Origin of the sequence: Vibrio sp. 1-Bac 57 (assembly GCF_037546855.1) — a bacterium.
Taxonomy (GTDB): Bacteria; Pseudomonadota; Gammaproteobacteria; order Enterobacterales; family Psychromonadaceae; genus Psychromonas.
In genome coordinates this window covers 88508-107931 of the sequence record NZ_JALAAC010000001.1, presented here as the reverse complement: position 1 = coordinate 107931, position 19424 = coordinate 88508, and the positions used below count along the sequence as shown (strand labels likewise).

Annotated in this window: 11 protein-coding genes and 1 pseudogene; 1 reads left to right on the top strand and 11 read right to left on the bottom strand. The window is 36.0% G+C overall.

Annotation, left to right across the window (positions count from 1 at the left end; all coding sequences use genetic code 11):
* The first annotated feature begins 297 nt into the window (after window positions 1–297).
* Window positions 298–1017 (top strand): PHP-associated domain-containing protein, encoded by a 720-nt coding sequence (locus MT391_RS00415; RefSeq protein ID WP_499439708.1) that lies wholly within the window; start codon window positions 298–300, stop codon window positions 1015–1017.
* Between the two features lie 294 nt (window positions 1018–1311).
* On the opposite strand, the gene xylA is transcribed toward MT391_RS00415, so the two are convergent.
* From xylA to MT391_RS00360, 11 genes and pseudogenes are all read right to left on the bottom strand, one after another.
* Complete coding sequence (gene xylA / locus MT391_RS00410) at window positions 1312–2631, bottom strand: xylose isomerase (protein ID WP_166371251.1); 1320 nt, start codon at window positions 2629–2631, stop codon at window positions 1312–1314.
* Window positions 2632–3227: 596 nt separating this feature from the next.
* Complete coding sequence (locus tag MT391_RS00405) at window positions 3228–5462, bottom strand: endo-1,4-beta-xylanase (RefSeq protein WP_499496575.1); 2235 nt, start codon at window positions 5460–5462, stop codon at window positions 3228–3230.
* A gap of 710 nt (window positions 5463–6172) precedes the next feature.
* The gene (locus MT391_RS00400; RefSeq protein ID WP_166371246.1) at window positions 6173–7423 is read right to left on the bottom strand and encodes a carbohydrate porin; all 1251 of its coding nucleotides are present in this window, start codon (window positions 7421–7423) and stop codon (window positions 6173–6175) included.
* A 395-nt stretch (window positions 7424–7818) separates the two neighbouring features.
* A complete protein-coding gene (locus MT391_RS00395; protein ID WP_166371244.1) occupies window positions 7819–8652 on the bottom strand; it encodes a carbohydrate ABC transporter permease in 834 nt (277 codons plus the stop codon).
* Window positions 8649–9647, bottom strand: coding sequence for a carbohydrate ABC transporter permease (locus MT391_RS00390; protein WP_166371242.1), 999 nt, complete (start codon window positions 9645–9647; stop codon window positions 8649–8651). The genes MT391_RS00395 and MT391_RS00390 overlap by 4 nt, the downstream gene beginning before the upstream one ends.
* A gap of 83 nt (window positions 9648–9730) precedes the next feature.
* A complete protein-coding gene (locus tag MT391_RS00385) occupies window positions 9731–10987 on the bottom strand; it encodes an ABC transporter substrate-binding protein (RefSeq protein ID WP_166371240.1) in 1257 nt (418 codons plus the stop codon).
* A 9-nt stretch (window positions 10988–10996) separates the two neighbouring features.
* Window positions 10997–12043 (bottom strand): ABC transporter ATP-binding protein, encoded by a 1047-nt coding sequence (locus tag MT391_RS00380; RefSeq protein ID WP_499496574.1) that lies wholly within the window; start codon window positions 12041–12043, stop codon window positions 10997–10999.
* A gap of 511 nt (window positions 12044–12554) precedes the next feature.
* Entirely contained in the window at window positions 12555–14921 is a 2367-nt protein-coding gene (locus tag MT391_RS00375) for a glycoside hydrolase family 3 N-terminal domain-containing protein (RefSeq protein WP_166371236.1), read from the bottom strand.
* Between the two features lie 170 nt (window positions 14922–15091).
* A complete protein-coding gene (locus MT391_RS00370) occupies window positions 15092–16189 on the bottom strand; it encodes a helix-turn-helix domain-containing protein (protein WP_499496573.1) in 1098 nt (365 codons plus the stop codon).
* Between the two features lie 198 nt (window positions 16190–16387).
* Window positions 16388–17476, bottom strand: a complete 1089-nt coding sequence (locus tag MT391_RS00365; protein ID WP_166371232.1) for an ABC transporter ATP-binding protein — start codon at window positions 17474–17476, stop codon at window positions 16388–16390.
* 213 nt (window positions 17477–17689) lie between these two features.
* Window positions 17690–19081, bottom strand: a pseudogene (locus MT391_RS00360) (glycoside-pentoside-hexuronide (GPH):cation symporter).
* Between the last annotated feature and the right edge of the window lie 343 nt (window positions 19082–19424).

The following is a 19424-nucleotide window of genomic DNA, read 5'->3' as shown; positions in this document are numbered from 1 at the left end:
TTTTTGATCTGACTATATTAAATATTCCTGTTATTTTTCACTCTACTGTCGAATATTTTCATAAGTCACAACAATACTGTTAACGTAAATAAATTTAGAAATTGACAACACCTTGCAATATTATGTGATTAAAAAAATTTCCAATGATCGCTTAACTAATAAATATTATTCTATTCTACCCACTATTTAACTAATCGGATTCAAATATAAGAAAGAAATTGATTTATATCTAATAATTTATCAATGCGTAGGTGTATAAATCACTAAAATAAATTTAAAATGAAAACTCACTGCATAATGCCTGAAATACTTGGAGAAACCATAATGTACTCTGCTTTCCCATATAAATATGAAACTCACTGTCATACATCGGAAGTAAGTGCATGCGCCTCCAATACAGCTGAGGAGATTGTAAAGAGCTACGCTAAAGCCGGTTATAGTGGAGTAATCATCACAGATCATTTTTTTAATGGAAACTGCAACATTGATGCTGCTTTACCTTGGAAAGATAAAGTAGATTTATTCTGCATAGGATATGAAAATGCCAAAAAAGTAGGAGATAGATTAAATATAGACATTTTTTTCGGCTGGGAGTACAACTATAAAGGAACAGAGTTTCTAACTTATGGTCTAGATAAAAAATTTCTACTAGATAATCCTGATTTACTAGAATGGCCGCTTGAACTCTATTTTGATAAAGTACATGAAGCGAATGGATTTTTAACACATGCACATCCCTTTAGAGAGCGCTCTTATATTAAGAAAATAAGATTATTCGGTAAAAAGATTGATGCAATTGAAGTATTCAATTCTGGAAACGATAAGCAGATCTTTAATGAAAGAGCGTTGGCTTACGCCCAAGAGTTCGGTTTACCCCAAACCGCTGGCTCTGATACCCATAATGTAGAAAATTTAGCAGGGCAAGGTACATATTTCCCCGAAAGATTAAAATCTATTAATGAATTTATTAAATATGTTAAAAACGGTAAGTCTTATATATCAATCCCTGAAGATTAATTTCCGAAATCTGATGCAATAATAATTGAACAATATATTAACGCTGAGAGTAAAAGACTTCATCTATTGTTAAAGATATATCCATTTATTCATAATATTGAACTTAAATATCATGTACGGTGTAGCGCGTGATGTTATTTAAAGGGGACACAATAAGCTGAAAGTACTAGTTTGCTCAGATGCTACGTTATGCACTTATTATTTTAATCTAAGCAATAAAAAACCGATAATTGGAAGATATTACAATCAATCCAACTATCGGTTTTATATTAGTTATGTTTAATGAATATCAAATTACTTAAAAATAAAGCTATTAACAACATTTTCTAAGTATTCTTGACGTCCAGAAGCAGGTACTGGCTGAATATTATTTTCTAGTGCTTGTTTAGCTAGTGATTCAAGAGAAATTTCACCACTTAAAATATTCTTGCCAAGTTTACTATTCCAACCAGCATAACGATCAGAAATATTTTTACCAAGCACATCATTTTCAATCATAGCTGCTGCACGCTCTAGCGACTTAGCCATCACATCCATACCACCGATGTGTCCGTGGAAAAGGTCTGCACCATCGATTGAAGGACGACGAACACGAGAGTCAAAATTAAAACCGCCCGTTGTAAAACCACCCGCTTTAAGAATTTCATACATAACTAATGTATTTTCTTCAACGCTATTTGGGAATTGGTCTGTATCCCATCCTAGTTGTGGGTCACCTCGGTTAGCATCAACTGAACCAAATAAACCTAATGAAGTTGCAGTTGCAATCTCATGTTGGAAACTATGTCCAGCTAACGTTGCATGGTTGGCTTCGATATTCACTTTTATTTCATTTTCTAAACCGTACTGTTTCAAGAATCCATAAACAGTTGCAGTATCGTAATCATATTGGTGCTTGGTAGGTTCTTGAGGTTTTGGCTCTATTAAAATAGCCCCTTTAAAGCCAATTTTGTGTTTATGTTCAACAACCATTTGCATCATACGTCCAAGTTGCTCTCGTTCTTGGCGCAGATCAGTATTAAGTAGTGTTTCATAACCTTCACGACCTCCCCATAATACATAGTTATCGCCACCTAAACGTTTTGTTGCTCCCATGGCATTAAAAATTTGAGTTGCAGCATAAGAAAACACTTCTGGATTAGGGTTAGTTGCGGCACCATTCATATAACGAGGGTTAGAAAATGCATTTGCAGTCCCCCAAAGAAGCTTAAGCCCTGTTTCAGCCTGTTTCGCTTCAAGTACATCAACCATTTCAGCAAAGTTATTTTGATATTCTTTGATTGAATTACCTTCTGGTGCGACATCAGTATCGTGGAAGCAATAATAAGGCACATTCAATTTTTTAAAAAATTCAAATGCAGCATCCGCTTTCATTTTTGCCATGTCCATAGCATTTCCTGGTTTTTGCCAAGGACGGTCGAATGTACCTCCACCAAAGACATCAGATCCCTGCCAACAAAAGTTATGCCAATAACAGGCTGCAAAACGAAGATGATCTTTCATTGATTTACCTAAAATCATGCGATCTGCATCGTAATGATGAAATGCTAAAGGGTTTGTTGATTCAGTGCCTTCAAATTTAATCGGCGCTACATCTTTAAAAAATTCAGTCATAATTAATATCCAATAGTTGTTGGTAAAAGTTTATTTATCAGCCGGCTTACATCATTTTCTTTTTTGACAAAGTATTCAATTACGAAATTTAACAGTGCTATTAATGGATTTAATTAATCCTCTCTAGTTATCATTTTTTAAATTTATATTTAATGTTTTTTCTCATATTTTTACTGAATTGACTCTAAAAGAACAAAAATCAAACCGAATAAAGTTCATTCAAATTTTGATAGTGTAAGAAACTATGCAATACAACGATGGGAAGTTAAATCGAGATACTCAAAACAAATACTCCACTTCATTAACATATAAATTAAGAAATAGTTTTACGCGGTGAAATGGAAGAAGTATAGAAGTAGAAGTACTTTTCACTTAATGGCATTCATACTTTAGCACTGAGGACCTCTGGTATCACTGAATTAGGCAAAAATATTCTTACCTAAGCAATTTCAATGTATAAATTCGATGAGAAAATTATTGTAAAAATCAATAAATATTGTGACTTCATTGTAGGCAACGATGAAGCTTGCGTTTGTAAAATACAATGAACTAACAAAGTAAAAGGTAGCCCTAGAACTACCCTCTTATTATAAAAATTATTCAGCTATTAGCTTAGTTAATTCCTCACCTAAGTAAGAAATATTACTACCCGCTACAGGGTAAAGTTGATACTTTCTCTGTTTACCATCATCATTATCAGCCAGTGCAATATTCCAAGATATGCTTTCTCCAGATTTAATAGAAGAGTCTAATTCGATTGCAAAGAATAATTGTGTGCCTTCTTTATTCCAATGTGCTTCATAACGACCAGAATACCCGGTTTGTTCAAAGTCTTGCCCAACGACACTACGGAACTGATTCATCGGTTTATCTCCCTGCTGAACAAAGACCTCAATATTATCATTTTCATAAGGTGCTTCCCTAGAGGTAACGGTTACATCATCAACTCGATTGACAACGCCGTACAACCAATTATCGTGATAGCCAACCTTCCAGTTTCCTGAGATGTCATCCCCATTTTTGACTGTCATATCATTCTGATTAAGCTGATTAAATGCAAATGGATATTGGTAGCCACCAGTCGTCATTTCTTCAGCAGACTTAATAGCCGTCGGTAATTTGATCGCTTTGAAGGCTGGAGGTATAGAAACAGGCTCTGAAGAAACAACGGCATTTTGACCATTCATAAAGAGTTCACCAAACTCCTCACCTTGCCAACCGATATTATTACCCGTTAAAGGATAAAGTTGCGTGTCACGGCCGGCACCGTCGTTATCAGCCAAAGCAATATTAAAACCAAACGTTTCACCAACTAAGTCTTGGTAATCGTTAAACTCAACGGTGAAATCAAAAGTACTCCCGTCTTTGTTCCACTTACCTGTCGCTTTACCTGGAAAGTCAATAGGTTCAAAATCTTGACCTACAATCGATCTAAATTGCCAAAATTTATCCCCAAGACGAACAAATATTTCAACATTATCGTTTTCATGTGCTTGAGCATTGTTGGTCACCGTTACGTCATCTTTACGTATCACCTGTCCAATCAATTTGTTCTTATGATAGGCGACACCCCATTTACCATCTATTGAGGTGCGTTGTTCAGACGACAAAGTTTGATTTTTTTGATTTAACTGGTTAAAAGCAAATGGATAATACACAACTTTAGCTGAATCAAATTTGTCTGATGTTAACTCTTTCGCATTGAATGGTTGTATAAACCGTTTAGCGTTACTTAAATCAGTAACCGGTTTATAAGTAGAAGCGCCCTTTACGGCATCAGTTAATACACGTTGTACAGCCTTGTAAGCAGGCTTTTGTTGGTAGTTTTTATCAAACATTAATGCTCTACCATAACCTTCAAACCAACCAGGTATCCAAGAATATTTATCACTTAGCCCCCAAGTAGTAAACAAATCGACTTCAGGATAGTACGCTGCTAATTTTGCTAATGATTCATAACGCTTAGCTTGATTATCTAAGCCTGCAGCTCCATCTTGATCCCGAACTCTCACATCAACTTCTGTAAAATGGATTCTTAAACCCAAATCATCTAGTCGTTCTATATTACGCGCAACCGATGAGTCACTTACCGGGTTTTCAGCTGTTAAATGTAATTGAGTGCCCACACCTTGCACTGGCACTCCTTTTTCAATTAATGTTTTAATGTAGCGGTAAACAGCATTAGATTTTGACGTCATTCCCTCTGTCGAGTAATCGTTATAAAACAGAACAGCATCAGGATCAGCTTCATGCGCCCAGCGGAATGCTAATTCGATATACTCTTCACCTATTGTGCGGTACCAAATTGTATCTCTGAAACCACCATTATCATCAAATGCTTCATTAACGACATCCCAATAAGTGACTTTACCACGGTAATGTGATACAACTGTTTTTATATGATTTTCAAGAATAGCCATCAACTCAGCTTTAGACCAATTACCATCTTCCAACCACGATGGATTCTGAATATGCCAAACAAGTGCGTGACCTTTTACAACCATATTATTTTCAAGCGCAAAAGCTACCAGTTCATCGCCCTTGCTGAAATCAAACCGATCTTTTTCTGGATGTACGTACTGGAACTTCATTTCATTTTCTGGCGTTATCTGTGAAAATTCACTAATAAGTTTAGCTCTAAACTGTGGGTCCTTTAAATGTCCGGTTTCAACTGCAGCACCAATGCCCAAATTAATTTGAGATGCTAAATATTTTAATGGCATTCCCGCATTTTCTGGACTCATTTCTTGGTTTGATAACTTTGCATTTTGACCATTAGTACAGCCAAGTAATGTAACCGCGAGCAACGTTGGTATTAGTACTTTTTTCATTATTATTCCTTCTTCTCATGAGTAGTGATATAGACAAAGTAGTGTTTACTTCAGTACAAATTATTCTGTTAAGTACACTTATCGATAAAATGGGAAATGACAGACGTCAGCAATTTGTGTTGCTAACTACTCTTTTTCACTTTCCTTACCTTGATTAGTAACTGACTATGAAGGAATGCTTTATTTTCATCTTTACTATATTTAATAAACTAGGTTATGAATTTAGCCTCATAACGAATAAATGTGATTAATCGCAAATAAAAGAGCACCATATTAATAATCTATAACGCTGATTTTTATAGGAAAATAAATTTTTAATAAAAAAATTAAGGTTATTTAATATAAGAAGCAGCTAAATAGAAGAATAAATAATCTAAATAACTATCAAGTATTTAAGTTGAAGTTACATTGAAATGTTTATATGAGATGAATAGTCAAAGAGGTAAATGAAATTGATAATATGTCGATTGTTTACACTGTAGTCATCGATATACAGATGCTCTGAATAAAGTGACAAAACATCTAAGTCAAAATATTCAATCTAACTTGGCATAAAATGTTAGTTAGATTGAATATCAGTATATTTTTATTTAAGTATGTTAATTTTTAACTTAAAGTATAGTTGACTGCTGATGGTTCTGTCGCCAAACGAAACCCATCAGCTTTCTGGTACAAGCCTATTTATGATTAAGATTTATAAATAGGCTTTTTTACCACCAAGCTTCAAACATTGCCCCCACCGCAAATACATCAACCTCACCTTGAGTTGGTTGAGTTGCTTTATTATCTGACTGGCCTATATTGGCATAAAAACGTAGCATTGGTCGTCCAAACCCAAATGCATCAATACTTATATTTTGTGATATAGTTGCTTTCCAAGCTGTATTCTTACCACCATTATCATAATCAGCAAGTGAAGTACCAAACTCAAACCATGTTGAATGAATATCATTCCAGCTATACATAGGTCGAATAATTGCACTATATTCACTACGATCTTCACTATCATTCGCTTCAGTATGATCAGCATAAGCAATAGCATACATTAAACCAAAATTCTGAGTCGCATAATAACTTCCCTCTAAACCAGCATAAAGATCCGTCATATCTTCTGTCTTAGTAAATACTGAATTATAAGCATTATCAGAATAACGAATAGCGAGTTGATTTGAGCCTTTTGACCAATTGCTATCAAAGATAGTAGCTATTTGATAAGCTTTGGTTCCATCATTACGCGCTGAACCAGGATCGGTTTTGTCATCAGTACTAAAACCATAGTTTGCAAGAACACTCAGTGAAATAGAGTCACCCAGGGCAATATCATGTAACTTCGAAGTAATTGCATAATTACCGCTGTCATTTGTTGAATTACCATACAGATAGGTGTCATCAGTAGCACCTGTTACGCCATCTGCAACTGCTCCTACTGCACCTAGATCTAATTTAGCCCAACCTAAGTCCAGGTCTTTTACACCAGCACCTTGTCCGTCATGTGTCATAATGAAAAAATCAGCAAGTTGTGTTTGCGGGCGTTGATGGAAATCACGGCCGGCCCATAATGTGGCATTGGGTTGCGATTCAAATACATTTGTTACACTGGCAAATATCTTTTTAAAATGAACGTTATCACTCCAGTGATCGACCATGAAACCAATCTTCCAAACTGTATCATTAGGACCTAGCAAGCCTTTAGTAAATTGAATCTCTCCTCCATTTCCTTCATTGCCTAGACGTCCTGCCGAGTTACCAGTCAGTGCTCTATCTAATTTGATAAGACTATCTGATCCAGTATAATTACCATAATCATGCGTATACGCATCATCAGAAGCATGCAAACCATAGCGAGCATAACCAGAAAACTTAAAGTCTTCGGGCGCATCAACTGCCGCGGCAGTCATCGGTGATAAAATGGCGGCAACCGAAACGGTTAACGGTAGTAGCTTAAATTTCGATAAGTTCATTTTTATTCCTTTATTAAACATGAATTAGAAAGTTGATTAAGTTGCTATTTAAAAATTATTTTGGGTCATAAAACATCTTGTAATAGTTCCCCAAGTGCTGGCCTAAAATGCTCATAAAAACAACAAAAAAGGCCAAATTACGTCAAAACATCGAATTTTGAACGCAAAAATCTACCGCAAAGCTAAATGTTCATATTGCGGTTAAGTAAGGTTATTAACATATCTAAGTAATAGCGCTTTTAAAAAGGGAGATTTTTATAAAAACCTCCTCTTAAAAGTCTTGTTTTTTATTTGAGAACATACGTAGATTTTAAAAGTAAACCTCAAATATCATCCATTTCTAGTTAATATGCCTTTAACGAAAATGATGGCTTAGTAACTATTGATGATTAACACTACCCTTTCACTGCTCCTGCTGTTAAGCCATCGATCAACCGTCTTGAGGCAATGACAAATAAGAATAGAAGCGGTAAAACAGCAATGGCAGCCCCTATTGCAACGGCTCCCCACGGTATTTGTCCTGTCCCCTGTAAGGCTCGCAACGCCAATGGAATAGTGAACATCTTCATATCGTTCATCACAACCAATGGGCCCATGAAATTATTCCATGACCCTATAAAGGTGATTAACCCTAATGTTCCAAAAGCAGGCGTAATAAGCGGTATCACTACACGATAATAGATTTTAAATTCACGGCAGCCATCCATACGAGCAGCTTCAACCAACTCCTTTGGAATAGCACTTGCGATAAACTGACGCATCATGAATATACCCATTGCCCCGCAAGCTGCAGGAATGATCAAAGCCTTAGGATCATTCATCCATCCTATTTGTGACATGATCATTGCCGTTGGGATCATTCCTAAGAAAGGAGGTAACAACATAGTGGCCATGATGCCAACGAATAAAAAGTTTTTAAATTTAAAATCGAACATGGCAAACGCATAACCTGCCAGAGAACAAAATAACAAATTAAGTATTGTTGTTACGACCGCAACGAATAAACTTAAACCAATGTTGTGCCAAAAATAAGGTAGAAAATCGATCAGTGTATTAAAGTTTTCTACAATATAATCACCAAAAAATATTGGCGGGGGAACCGATAATATTCCAGAGTTTGAGTGAGAAGCAAAAACAAACATGAAATAAAATGGCGCGAGCATTATTACCGCCCCTAAAGAAACGACAACATAAGCGATAACTTTGTCTTTTTTGATTAGATTACTCATTCCTCGTTACTCCCACCTAATAGTTTATGATTCATCCAAGTTAGCCCTGCTATCATCATAAATAATATCCAAGATATCGCTGATGCTGTTCCAAAATCACTTTCTACGAAAGCGGTTAAATACATATGCATTGCTGCTGTTTTACCTGCTTGGTCAATACCACCTGTTCCACCGGTTATAATAAAAGGTTCTTCAAATAACTGTAGGTTACCGATAATGGTCAAAGTCACCGCAAAAAATGCCATTGGTTTAAGCAATGGTAAGGTTACATACCAAAACTGTTGATAGCGGTTCGCCCCATCAATAATGGCAGCTTCATATAAATCTTTAGGAATAGTTTGTAAGGCAGATAAATACAGAACAGTATTCCAACCAACATAACGCCAAAATACAACGAATGAAATCATGTCTTTAGTATATTCAGGACGAGCCCAATCCACGTTATTAACGGGGAATATCCAACTAAGTACGTGTATGTCCGCTACGGTGAAGTTACCAAGAGATGTCAATACTTGATTAACCATGCCAAAGTCACGTGAAAAAAGTGTCGTAAATACCAGAGAAATCGCAACGGTAGAAGTAATATAAGGAACGAAATACACACCGATAACAGTATTGCGCCACCTTGTAAAACTAGTATGGATAAAAAAGGCTAACGGAATTGCCACTACATGCTGTGGAATGCCTGACTTTAAAGCGATCACAACCGTGTTGTAGATTGATTTTTGAAACCATTCATCTTGTAACGCAAATACGTAATTTTCTAGCCCGACCCATTCCATAGCACTTAATCCAGCGGCTGGCTCCCAATAATGAAATGAAAGGTACAATGAAAAAAGGAGCGGAAATAACCCAAACACACCAAAAATAATAAAAAATGGACTAATAAAAAAATATGGCGCTATTTTATTACCCTTGCGTAACCATAAACTACCTTTTTTCGGGGGTACCTTATGTAGAGTCGAGGATACTTTATGTGAAGTAGTAGTATTCATAATTTTCGCCTAGTAAAACCCTTTAATAGAGGCAAACGGTGTCCGCCTCTTAACTAAAAATAATCAAATGAGAACGCTGTTAATTAACGACGACGTGCTTTACGTTTGATCTGTTTCACTGCATCCGCTAATACGGTATCAATGTCAGCATCATGCTCTAATACTTTTTCTAATGCATCACTGACAATTTGACGAGCAACTTCGTCATAACGGTCCATCGAAACAGATGGAATTTTCATCGCTGTTTCTTTCCATGCAAGACGTGCTTGTTGATTACCTAAATAAGGTAATTTTTCTTCAAAGAACGGATCGTCTTGTGCTTCAATCAATGCTGGAAATGCATTGATCTCTTTCATTCCTAATAACTGTATTTCTTTAGTAGTCGACATGAATTTAATAAACTCCCAAGCTTCAGGCTTATGTTTAGCTTTAACTGGAATGGCATAAAATGAGCCCCCCCAACTTGCTAACGCACCGTTTGGCAATTGCGTAGAACGCCACAATCCAGTTGCATCAGGTGCAATCCAATCCTGTAAATGACCACCTAACCACGCTCCCATCATCTGCACTGAAATAGTTCCTCGTTTTAAACCTTCAGTCCATTCGTTTGTCCATGGTGAAACCTTTGCATCAATACCAGCCATACGCGCTTTCTTTGATAAACGAAACGCTTCTTTGAATCTTGGGCTATTAACTAAAATATTGTGATCTTTATCGAAGTAAACACCCTCCCCATCTTTTAAGTTAGCACGGATATAAATATCTTTAATATCAACGGCATTTGCTAGTAAATAATCTCCAGTTTTCTCTTTAACTTTAATCCCTGCATCGATAAATGAGTCCCAATTTTTGATCAGTTCTTCTTGAGTAACTCCAGATTTATCTAAGATATCTTTCCGATAAAATAATGAACCAGGACCAATATCTGCGGGCATTGCTCTTAGGTTACCGTCTGAATCAGAACCTTGAGCTAATGTAAATGGCGTGATTTTTTGATAAAATTCGTTAGCGTTATATGGGGCAACATTTAAAGGTTCTAAGCCACCAGACTGAGCCAAGCGACCAATGTAATTGGCTTCAATAGACATCACATCAGGAAGGTTTGCCCCAGTTGCCAATGCGGTAGTCATAGCATTATGGTGATCCATGTAAGCGGTTGAAACGATTTTCACTTTAATCTCTGGATGTATTTTTTCAAACAAAGGAACTGCAGCTTCAGCAACCTGATTAAAGTTTGGAAAACTTGCTACTGTAATTTCTACTTGTTCTGCATTAGCAGCGTTAGATATTAAAGCGGCACATAATGTGGAAAAAACAACCGTTTTTTTAAAAGTAATCATATTTATTCCTTAGCGTGGGATAGTGTTACTATTTTGGTCAAATAGATGGGTTTGTGTTTTGTTAAAGTACAACCGAATATCGCCTTTAATGGATGTATCGATAGTTGCAGTCTCTACAACAAGTTTCTTATCTTGATATTTACACTCAATGTGCAAACTTGATCCAAGTAGTTCAGTACCAGTTACCTCGGCATCAATAAATGATATTTGATCGCCTTTTACTTCTTTTTTATTTAAAAAGAGATTTTGTGGTCTTATACCTATCGACATTCCGCTGTGATTAATATTGGATAGATCGAAATCGCTAAACATTTGTTCATTAGACAAAGCGAATATATTCATTTCAGGTGCACCGATAAATTTTGCAACAAATACATTTTTGGGCGCATCAAAGATCTCTTTAGGACGGCCTACTTGTTCTATTTTTCCTTGGTTAAGGATCACAATTCTATCGGCTAAAGTCATTGCTTCAACCTGATCATGGGTTACATAAATAACAGTGGTCTGAACTTTTTGATGTAATGCTTTAATTTCTTTACGCATTTGACCACGCAATTTAGCATCGAGATTTGATAACGGCTCATCAAACAAAAAGACTTCAGGAGTACGAACCATCGCTCGGCCCATCGCAACACGCTGTCTTTGACCACCAGAGAGATCTTTCGGTTTTCTGTCTAACAAAGGGGTTAGCTCAAGCACTTCAGCAACATCACGTACCATTGTCTCTCTTAGGCTTTTCTCTACTTTTAAATTTTCAAGACTAAAACCGATATTTTGTGCCACGGTCATATGTGGATATAGTGCATAACTTTGGAATACCATCGCAATATTTCTTTCTATTGGATGAAGGTCATTGACCAATTCATCACCAATATAAATATCTCCTCCAGAAATACTTTCCAAGCCCGCGAGCATTCTTAATGTCGTTGATTTACCGCAACCTGATGGCCCGAGTAAAACAATAAATTCTCCATGTTCAATTTCCAGGTTAATTTTTTTCACTACTGGTGTAGTGCCATAATTTTTTTCTAAATTACTAAATTGTACAGATGCCATACCAATTACCTTTAGTAGTCTTAAGTTGCCCAAAATAAGCATTGGAGGCATTATCTATAGAAAAATGGTAGATAGCTTTGTTATAATTGGTATGTTAATTGTGTAATTTTACTGTCGAATATTGATTTGTGATCTAAGTCTTGAGTCCCCTAAACTGACATGTGATCTACGTCTACCTAGGCTCTGAAACAGTGGTGAGAATTCTCTTAAGGTAAATATGGCTGATTACTTATATTCATAAAATGTTATGTAAGCAAAGCATTAAATAAGTAACTAGTTATGGCTAGAGAAAAATGACGAATCACTCCCCGAAAACTAGTTTTACAGCCAAGTAACGCTCCCTATAATTTTACAAATAGCATAAGCGGTTATTAATTTATAGGTTGATTAACTTAGTATTTAAAAAAACCGAATAAGCCTTTATTCGGTTTTTGTAGGAAGGATTTAATAGAAGATATTGACTAAAATGCTTTTTCTAATGTATTGCCGTCAACATTTTTGAGTTTATGATTTATGAGGGAGTGTTAACTTCAACGTCACACAGCATTGTCCAATATTTGGGTAACACTTTGATATTTCCTGTTACTCTGACGGTTTCATTAAAGATGATGTCAGTTGCAGAACGACCGATCATAATTTCAAATTCACCTGGTTCTACAATGCGACGATGCAGATTGTCAGTAAAATTAAGCATGTCAACTGGTAATGTGATATTAATAAATTTAGATTCACCTGCTTTTATATCTACTCTTTTAAAACCTTTTAATTCACGAATAGGTCTCACCAAAGAGCATTGTTTATCTTTGACGTACAACTGTACTATTTCACAGCCATCTACCAAGCCAGTATTTTTTATCAAAGCCGCCACGTTGATCGCTCCATCGATATCTACAGAGTGTTTTTTTATAGAGATTTTTTGATAGTCAAATTTTGTATAGGTCAAACCATAACCAAAATTATATTTAGCACCAAAATGGTAGGCTATCGGAGTACCACTACTCTTTAATTTATGGTTGTAATAATAAGGAACTGCGCCTACATTTTTTGGAATAGATAATGTCAAACGACCTGAGGGTGACTGTTTACCTGTCACAATATCAACAATAGCATCAGCACCTTCTTGCCCTGGAGCCCAAGCAAAAATAACAGCTGCTGCTTTCTCTTCTGCCCCATTTAGATTATAGGGACGCCCACCTGTCACTAGAATGATAACCGGTTTTCCTGTCGCAATGGCTGCATCAATTAATGCTTGTTGTACACCAGGCAAGTCAAGACTATCTGTATCAGAACCTTCTCCTACTGTGCCAGTTTGGAATAAACCAGCTAAGTCTCCGACACAAACTAATGCAATATCGGCATCCGCTATAACAGCTGCTGCAGCAGAAATTTGACTAGTATCTTTCGATACTGACGATTCTGATTTTTGCCCCATAGCTAGGTCAACATCACCAGGAAAAACAGGGGCGTTTGCATGACGCTCTGTCAATATGTCACATCCTTTATGATATGAAACGTTTGCAAACTGCTCTTGAATAGCTTCTAGAATTGTTTTTGAGACTTTTGAATCTTCTTCCATATTGCTAATAATAAGATGAATAGGAAAACTATAGCCACCAAGCAACGCAAGTTGATCATCAGCAGTCGGACCCACAACCGCTATTTTTTTATCTGTAGTAAGTGGAAGTGTTCCGTCATTTTCCAATAAAACGAGAGATTGGGAAGCAACTTGGTAAGCAATTTCTTTGGATTTTTGTGTTTTAAGTTGAAATTTTTCTTCTGAACAATAAGGGTTTTCGAATAAACCCAGCTCAAATTTAACCTTTAATATACGTTCAACAATTTCATCAATTTTTTTAACTGAAATAAGTCCTCGCTCAATAGCATCTTGTAGATGACTACCACAAGCATCATCTGGAAGTTCGATATCTAACCCTGCATTAAAAGCGAGTGCTGCTGCTTCCGCTCGATCTGCAGCTACTCCATGGTGAGAAACTAATAGTTCCAGACCACCGTAATCAGCGACAATCAAACCGTCAAAACCCCATTTATCTCGTAAAACAGTAGTCAGTAAATATTCAGATGAGTGGCAAGGTTCATTATCAATATCATGGTATGCCGGCATCACTGAACCTGCGTTACCTAACTTAACCGCCATTTCAAAGGGCAACATAAATGTATCGTTTAGTTCTTTAAAACCGAGGTGAACCGGTGCATGGTTTCGAGCACCTTCACTAAATGAATGCCCCACATAATGTTTTAATGTAGCCAATACATCACGTTTTTCACTCTGTAGCCCTTTGACAAAACTAGTGGCAAGAACCCCCACATGATATGGGTCTTCGCCTAATGTTTCCTCTGTTCTTCCCCAGCGTACATCGCGAGAGACATCCAGCACAGGTGCAAGCCCATGATGAGCCCCCACTTGACGAAGTTCCTGACCAATAACCCCTGCCATTTTTTCAATAAGTTCTGGGTTCCAAGTATGACCATAATTTAGTGAGGAAGGGAATAGCGTTGCCCCTTTTACCATCAATCCCACTAAACATTCTTCATGAGACATTGCTGGAATACCAAGACGTGTTTTTTCTAATAAATATTTCTGAAGTTGATTGAGCGCTTTAATTCCCTTTTCAGCAGAAACAGGGTGAGTACCAAGAGGTCGAGTGATTTGTCCTAAGCCATGCTTTAGTCGCTCATCAATTGATTTACGATTACCAGCTTCTGCCATTTCTAGTTCGCGATCATGATGTTCGCCATTGGGATCTAAGATTAACCACTGTGCACCTAACTGCGCTATCTTTTCTGCTAGAGTCATTTGGCTAATTAAATCATTAACTCTTTCTTGAATCGTACAATTCGGGTTTTTATAAATACTCATATAATGCCTCTTATTAATAAACAGTTACAATAAAAGAGGCTAATATGAATTATTTTAAAAAATTAAATGTAGACCTTCGGCACAATTGCCAAATTAGTAAATACACTAACCAAATATCACAATAATATGGTGGTACTCATCATCGGTTAACTAAAAACCATTCAACTACATTAAATGAGGCCAAAGCTTTTACGATATTCACAAGGCGTGTAGCCAAATTGTTTTTTATAGACTTGATATAGGTAACTTTGGTTAGGGTAACCACATTGCAAAGCAATAGATTCAATTGAATCTTTACTATTTATAAGTAATTTTTTTGACTTTTTGAGGCGTAAACTAGATAGATAGTAATGAACAGTTACCCCTTTACAAGCAATAAATCGATTATCTAATGTCTTTCTATAAACCCTACAAAAATCAATAACTTGCTGTACCTTTATATTAAGGTGGAAATTATTATATAAGTAGTAAAGAGCCTTATTAACAATGTCATCTTGGTTCTTTTCTACCGCAGTAGACTTTTCATTAATTAAATTTATCGGTTGATACTTTTCATGTACTATCTTATTGAATCGCTTCGCTTTAAGTAGAACCTCAACACAACGTTGACCAAGTTGGTAAGGATCAATATTTACAGAGCTCAAAGGTAAAGGGGAAATAGCTCGCTCTGCATCATCATAGTCTGTACCGATAATTGATACTTGATTGGGCACTGTAATATTTTTTCCCATACAAAAGTTAACTAACTTCCTTGCTGAACGATCAGAAGAGCAATAAACGCCTAACGGAAATTGTTGCAAGGACACAGCTTCTTTTACGTCATTGAAGTAATTTAATTCCAATAACGCTGCATTTTTTTCAAAGCATTGTTGCCTTTCGTTTGCCCAACCTGCATTAACTTCATTAGGGGCCATATAAAATGTGACATTCGAAATATCATTTTGGATAAATTGCCCCAACGCCAAGTTAGCGAACTGTTCATTATCGTTCACTAATGTTGACACTGATTCAGGAGCGAGTGCGATTGAATAACTAGAGTAAATAAGCACATTACTCTTTAAACGAGGAATGACTCGATGAACATCCGGTTTATCGAAATCTGCAATCACATAGTCCCAATGCTGAGAAAGTATATCAGCCACATTATCAATCGACTCTAAATGAATAGATAATTTTAACTGACATTCATCTACTTTAGCTTTAATACCTTTCAATACTTCTCTGTCGTAATAAAACATCGTATCAATTAACAATAACAATTTAGCCATAAAGATCTCATCCATAAGTTTAGAGCGTTTAATAGTAACTAGAAAATGAATTGATATGATATTCAATAATTCAACCAGAATTAATAAAGCAATCTAATAAAACATTACCTTACTTTTCTTTTCTCTATTCATTTAAAATTAAGTGCTTATAACAAGGTTACAACACCACACTTTATCAGAGTGATATAATAATCTTAGTTATGCCACGATTGCATCACCCGATTTTGAGTCGAAAATGTGTATTTTTGACTTATCAATATAAAGGTCAATGACTTGGCCTTCTTCTATTAAATCAGATGATGGTGTTTCTACGGTTAAAGTATATTCACCTAATTTTGTTTCTATATGTATGCTAGATCCCAATAATTCACATGTTTGTACTTTGACTTTAATCGTAAAGGGATACTCAAGTAGTTCAGCGGTTAAATGTATATCACACGGTCTAATGCCGACTAAAACATTTTGATCTTCTAATACTGTAATATCTTTCACTGGTAATGGAAGGCGTTGCCCTTCAAGTTCGATATACCCTTCACCAGATTTTTTGATTTTACCTTGAATCAGATTCATCGTTGGACTGCCAATAAAACCAGCAACAAATTCATTTGCAGGCGTTTGATAAATCTCTTCTGGGGTACCAACTTGCTCAATGAAACCATCGCGTAAAATAACAATTCGATCAGCTAATGTCATCGCCTCAACCTGATCATGCGTAACATAAATGGTGGTCTTTTGTAACTTGTTATGTAGTCGTTTAATTTCACGACGCATTGAATTACGCAATTTTGCATCAAGATTTGAAAGAGGCTCATCAAATAAGAATACTTCCGGAGTACGCACCATCGCTCTTCCCATAGCAACACGCTGTCTCTGTCCACCAGACAATGCGCGTGGTTTACGATCCAATAATGGCGTGAGTTGTAACATATCCGTTATAGGTCTTATCTTATCTCTAATCTGTTGTTTACTTAATCCAGATAATTTTAATGTAAAAGCAATATTTTCATATACAGTCATGTGTGGATATAAAGCATAGCTCTGAAAGACCATCGCAATATTTCTATCCTTAGGCTCAATATTATTAATCACATCATCGCCGATAATAATTTCACCAGCAGAAATTTCCTCTAATCCTGCAAGCATACGTAATGTAGTAGATTTACCACAGCCTGAAGGACCAAGAAATACAATAAATTCACCATCTTCTATTTTTAGATTAAAGTTTTTAACTACTTGCGTATTGCCTGAATAAATTTTGTCTATATTTTTAAATTCTACTGCAGCCATTATTATTTCTACCTTATTTCTATGATTAATACATTGATATTTAATGCTTTAAAAAGCGTATTTCTGACCAACTTGTCGTTTAAATATCTGATTAACATCACCAGTATTCGCTCCTCCTGATTTATCGTTTTATCCACTAGATTATGTTTTTAGTAGACAAATAACGATAAATCAATTGGATAAATCAGCTCACATTTTGTTTAACTGACAAGCTTAATAACTTTGTCCTCTGACACGGGCACCCTCATATTCATCACTACTTTTTTCTTTAGCCAGCTTTAATAAAGCTTTAATCTGAGCTAACTTTTTATTATCAAGCTTATAAAATGATATAACGACGGCAAGAGACACAAAAATAATCCCAGGAATAATGGTATAGAGTAAATTGATTGCAGTAATTGCAGCTGATGACTGAGTCTCTGCTCCCCCAACGTAACCAGCACCCGCCAAGATCCACCCAACAGATGCACCACCTAGAGCAATACCCAACTTAATGGCGAATAGGTTAGTTGAAAATACCATGCCACTCAAAGACCGGTTACTACGTGTTTTCTCGTAATCTACGATATCTGACATCATGCTCCATAAAATAGGAGTAGTACTCATCTGTACAATGCCTAACACAATGACAAGCATGAATATTATATAAACACTGGTCGGTTCAACGAAGTATAAAGCGGCAGATAATATGCCAGAAATAATTATAAGTACTTTATATACAGCAGCTTTCTCAAAACGTCCCAATAAAGGAGCAGAACCTATAGCACCAATAATATTAGCAATCATCCCAGCAACCATGAATGTAGTTGCAAGATCAGCGCGTCCCATTACAGTGTTGACGTAGTACATAGTTGAGGCGCCTTTTAAGACAACGCCCGCCAACAATAGTACATTCAGGATGAATAATACGCGCCATTGATTATTTTTGAATAACAATTTCAAATCACTAAATACCGATGATTGTTCTTCATTCTCTGCGACAAAACGTTCTTTTACATTAGCGAAACTGTAAAAAAAGAGAGCAATTGCACCAGCGCCCATTATTGCCATTGCACCTAAATAACCTTTCTGAACATCACCTTCTCCAATAAGATCAACCAGAGGAAGTGCTACCATCGCAACCACTAATCCCCCTGCAGTACTCAATGCAAAGCGGTATGATTGTAAGGAAGTACGCTCTTGTTAATCATTGGTTAATGCATTAGCCATTGCACAATAAGGTACATTAATCGCGGTATACATTAGCGTTAAGAATATATAAGAAGCATACGCATAAAAAATCTTTCCTGTTTCTCCGACATCAGGAGTATAAAATGCAAGCATGCAAGCAAAGCCAAATGGGATAGCTATCCATAGTAGATAAGGGCGATAGCGACCGTGTTTTGATTTAGTTCTATCAACGATAGAACCCATAATGGGATCCGTGACCGCATCTATAAAACGAACTAATAGGAACATCGTTCCCATGTGTGCAGGTGATAACCCATATATATCCGTATAAAAGTAGGCTAAAAAAAGCATAACTGTCTGCCAAACAAAGTTACATCCCATATCACCAAGACCATAAGCAATCTTTTCTTTCACTGACAACCGAATTATATTCATTTCATTCTCCAAGATAATTTGACTAATTCTATTTACTGAATCCATTCTGTCTTATTAATTAACATAATAAATTTGCGATAAATAACAATAGCGTTACGATATTTATTATATGAGATCTAAGTACACAAATAACAAGATAATAATTTAAAATCAATAAGTTATATAAGTGTGATGTATTTCAAAGTTATTTAAAAAGGTAGGGGGAACAATAAAAATATAAACATTAATACGATATTTCGTAATAGCAATTCATGAGTTAAATGGAGATATAACTGCGGTTACCATATTTAAAATGATAGAAAATTAGAAAAGAATTATCAGTTTTTTCTTATCAAAAGATAAT

Coding starts and splice junctions, on each gene's coding strand:
- MT391_RS00375 (WP_166371236.1), bottom strand. CDS start 14,921: ATGAGTATTTATAAAAACCCGAATTGTACGATTCAAGAAAGAGTTAAT.
- MT391_RS00390 (WP_166371242.1), bottom strand. CDS start 9,647: ATGAATACTACTACTTCACATAAAGTATCCTCGACTCTACATAAGGTA.
- MT391_RS00415 (WP_499439708.1), top strand. CDS start 298: ATGCCTGAAATACTTGGAGAAACCATAATGTACTCTGCTTTCCCATAT.
- xylA (WP_166371251.1), bottom strand. CDS start 2,631: ATGACTGAATTTTTTAAAGATGTAGCGCCGATTAAATTTGAAGGCACT.
- MT391_RS00370 (WP_499496573.1), bottom strand. CDS start 16,189: ATGGCTAAATTGTTATTGTTAATTGATACGATGTTTTATTACGACAGA.
- MT391_RS00380 (WP_499496574.1), bottom strand. CDS start 12,043: ATGGCATCTGTACAATTTAGTAATTTAGAAAAAAATTATGGCACTACA.
- MT391_RS00400 (WP_166371246.1), bottom strand. CDS start 7,423: ATGAACTTATCGAAATTTAAGCTACTACCGTTAACCGTTTCGGTTGCC.
- MT391_RS00395 (WP_166371244.1), bottom strand. CDS start 8,652: ATGAGTAATCTAATCAAAAAAGACAAAGTTATCGCTTATGTTGTCGTT.
- MT391_RS00365 (WP_166371232.1), bottom strand. CDS start 17,476: ATGGCTGCAGTAGAATTTAAAAATATAGACAAAATTTATTCAGGCAAT.
- MT391_RS00385 (WP_166371240.1), bottom strand. CDS start 10,987: ATGATTACTTTTAAAAAAACGGTTGTTTTTTCCACATTATGTGCCGCT.
- MT391_RS00405 (WP_499496575.1), bottom strand. CDS start 5,462: ATGAAAAAAGTACTAATACCAACGTTGCTCGCGGTTACATTACTTGGC.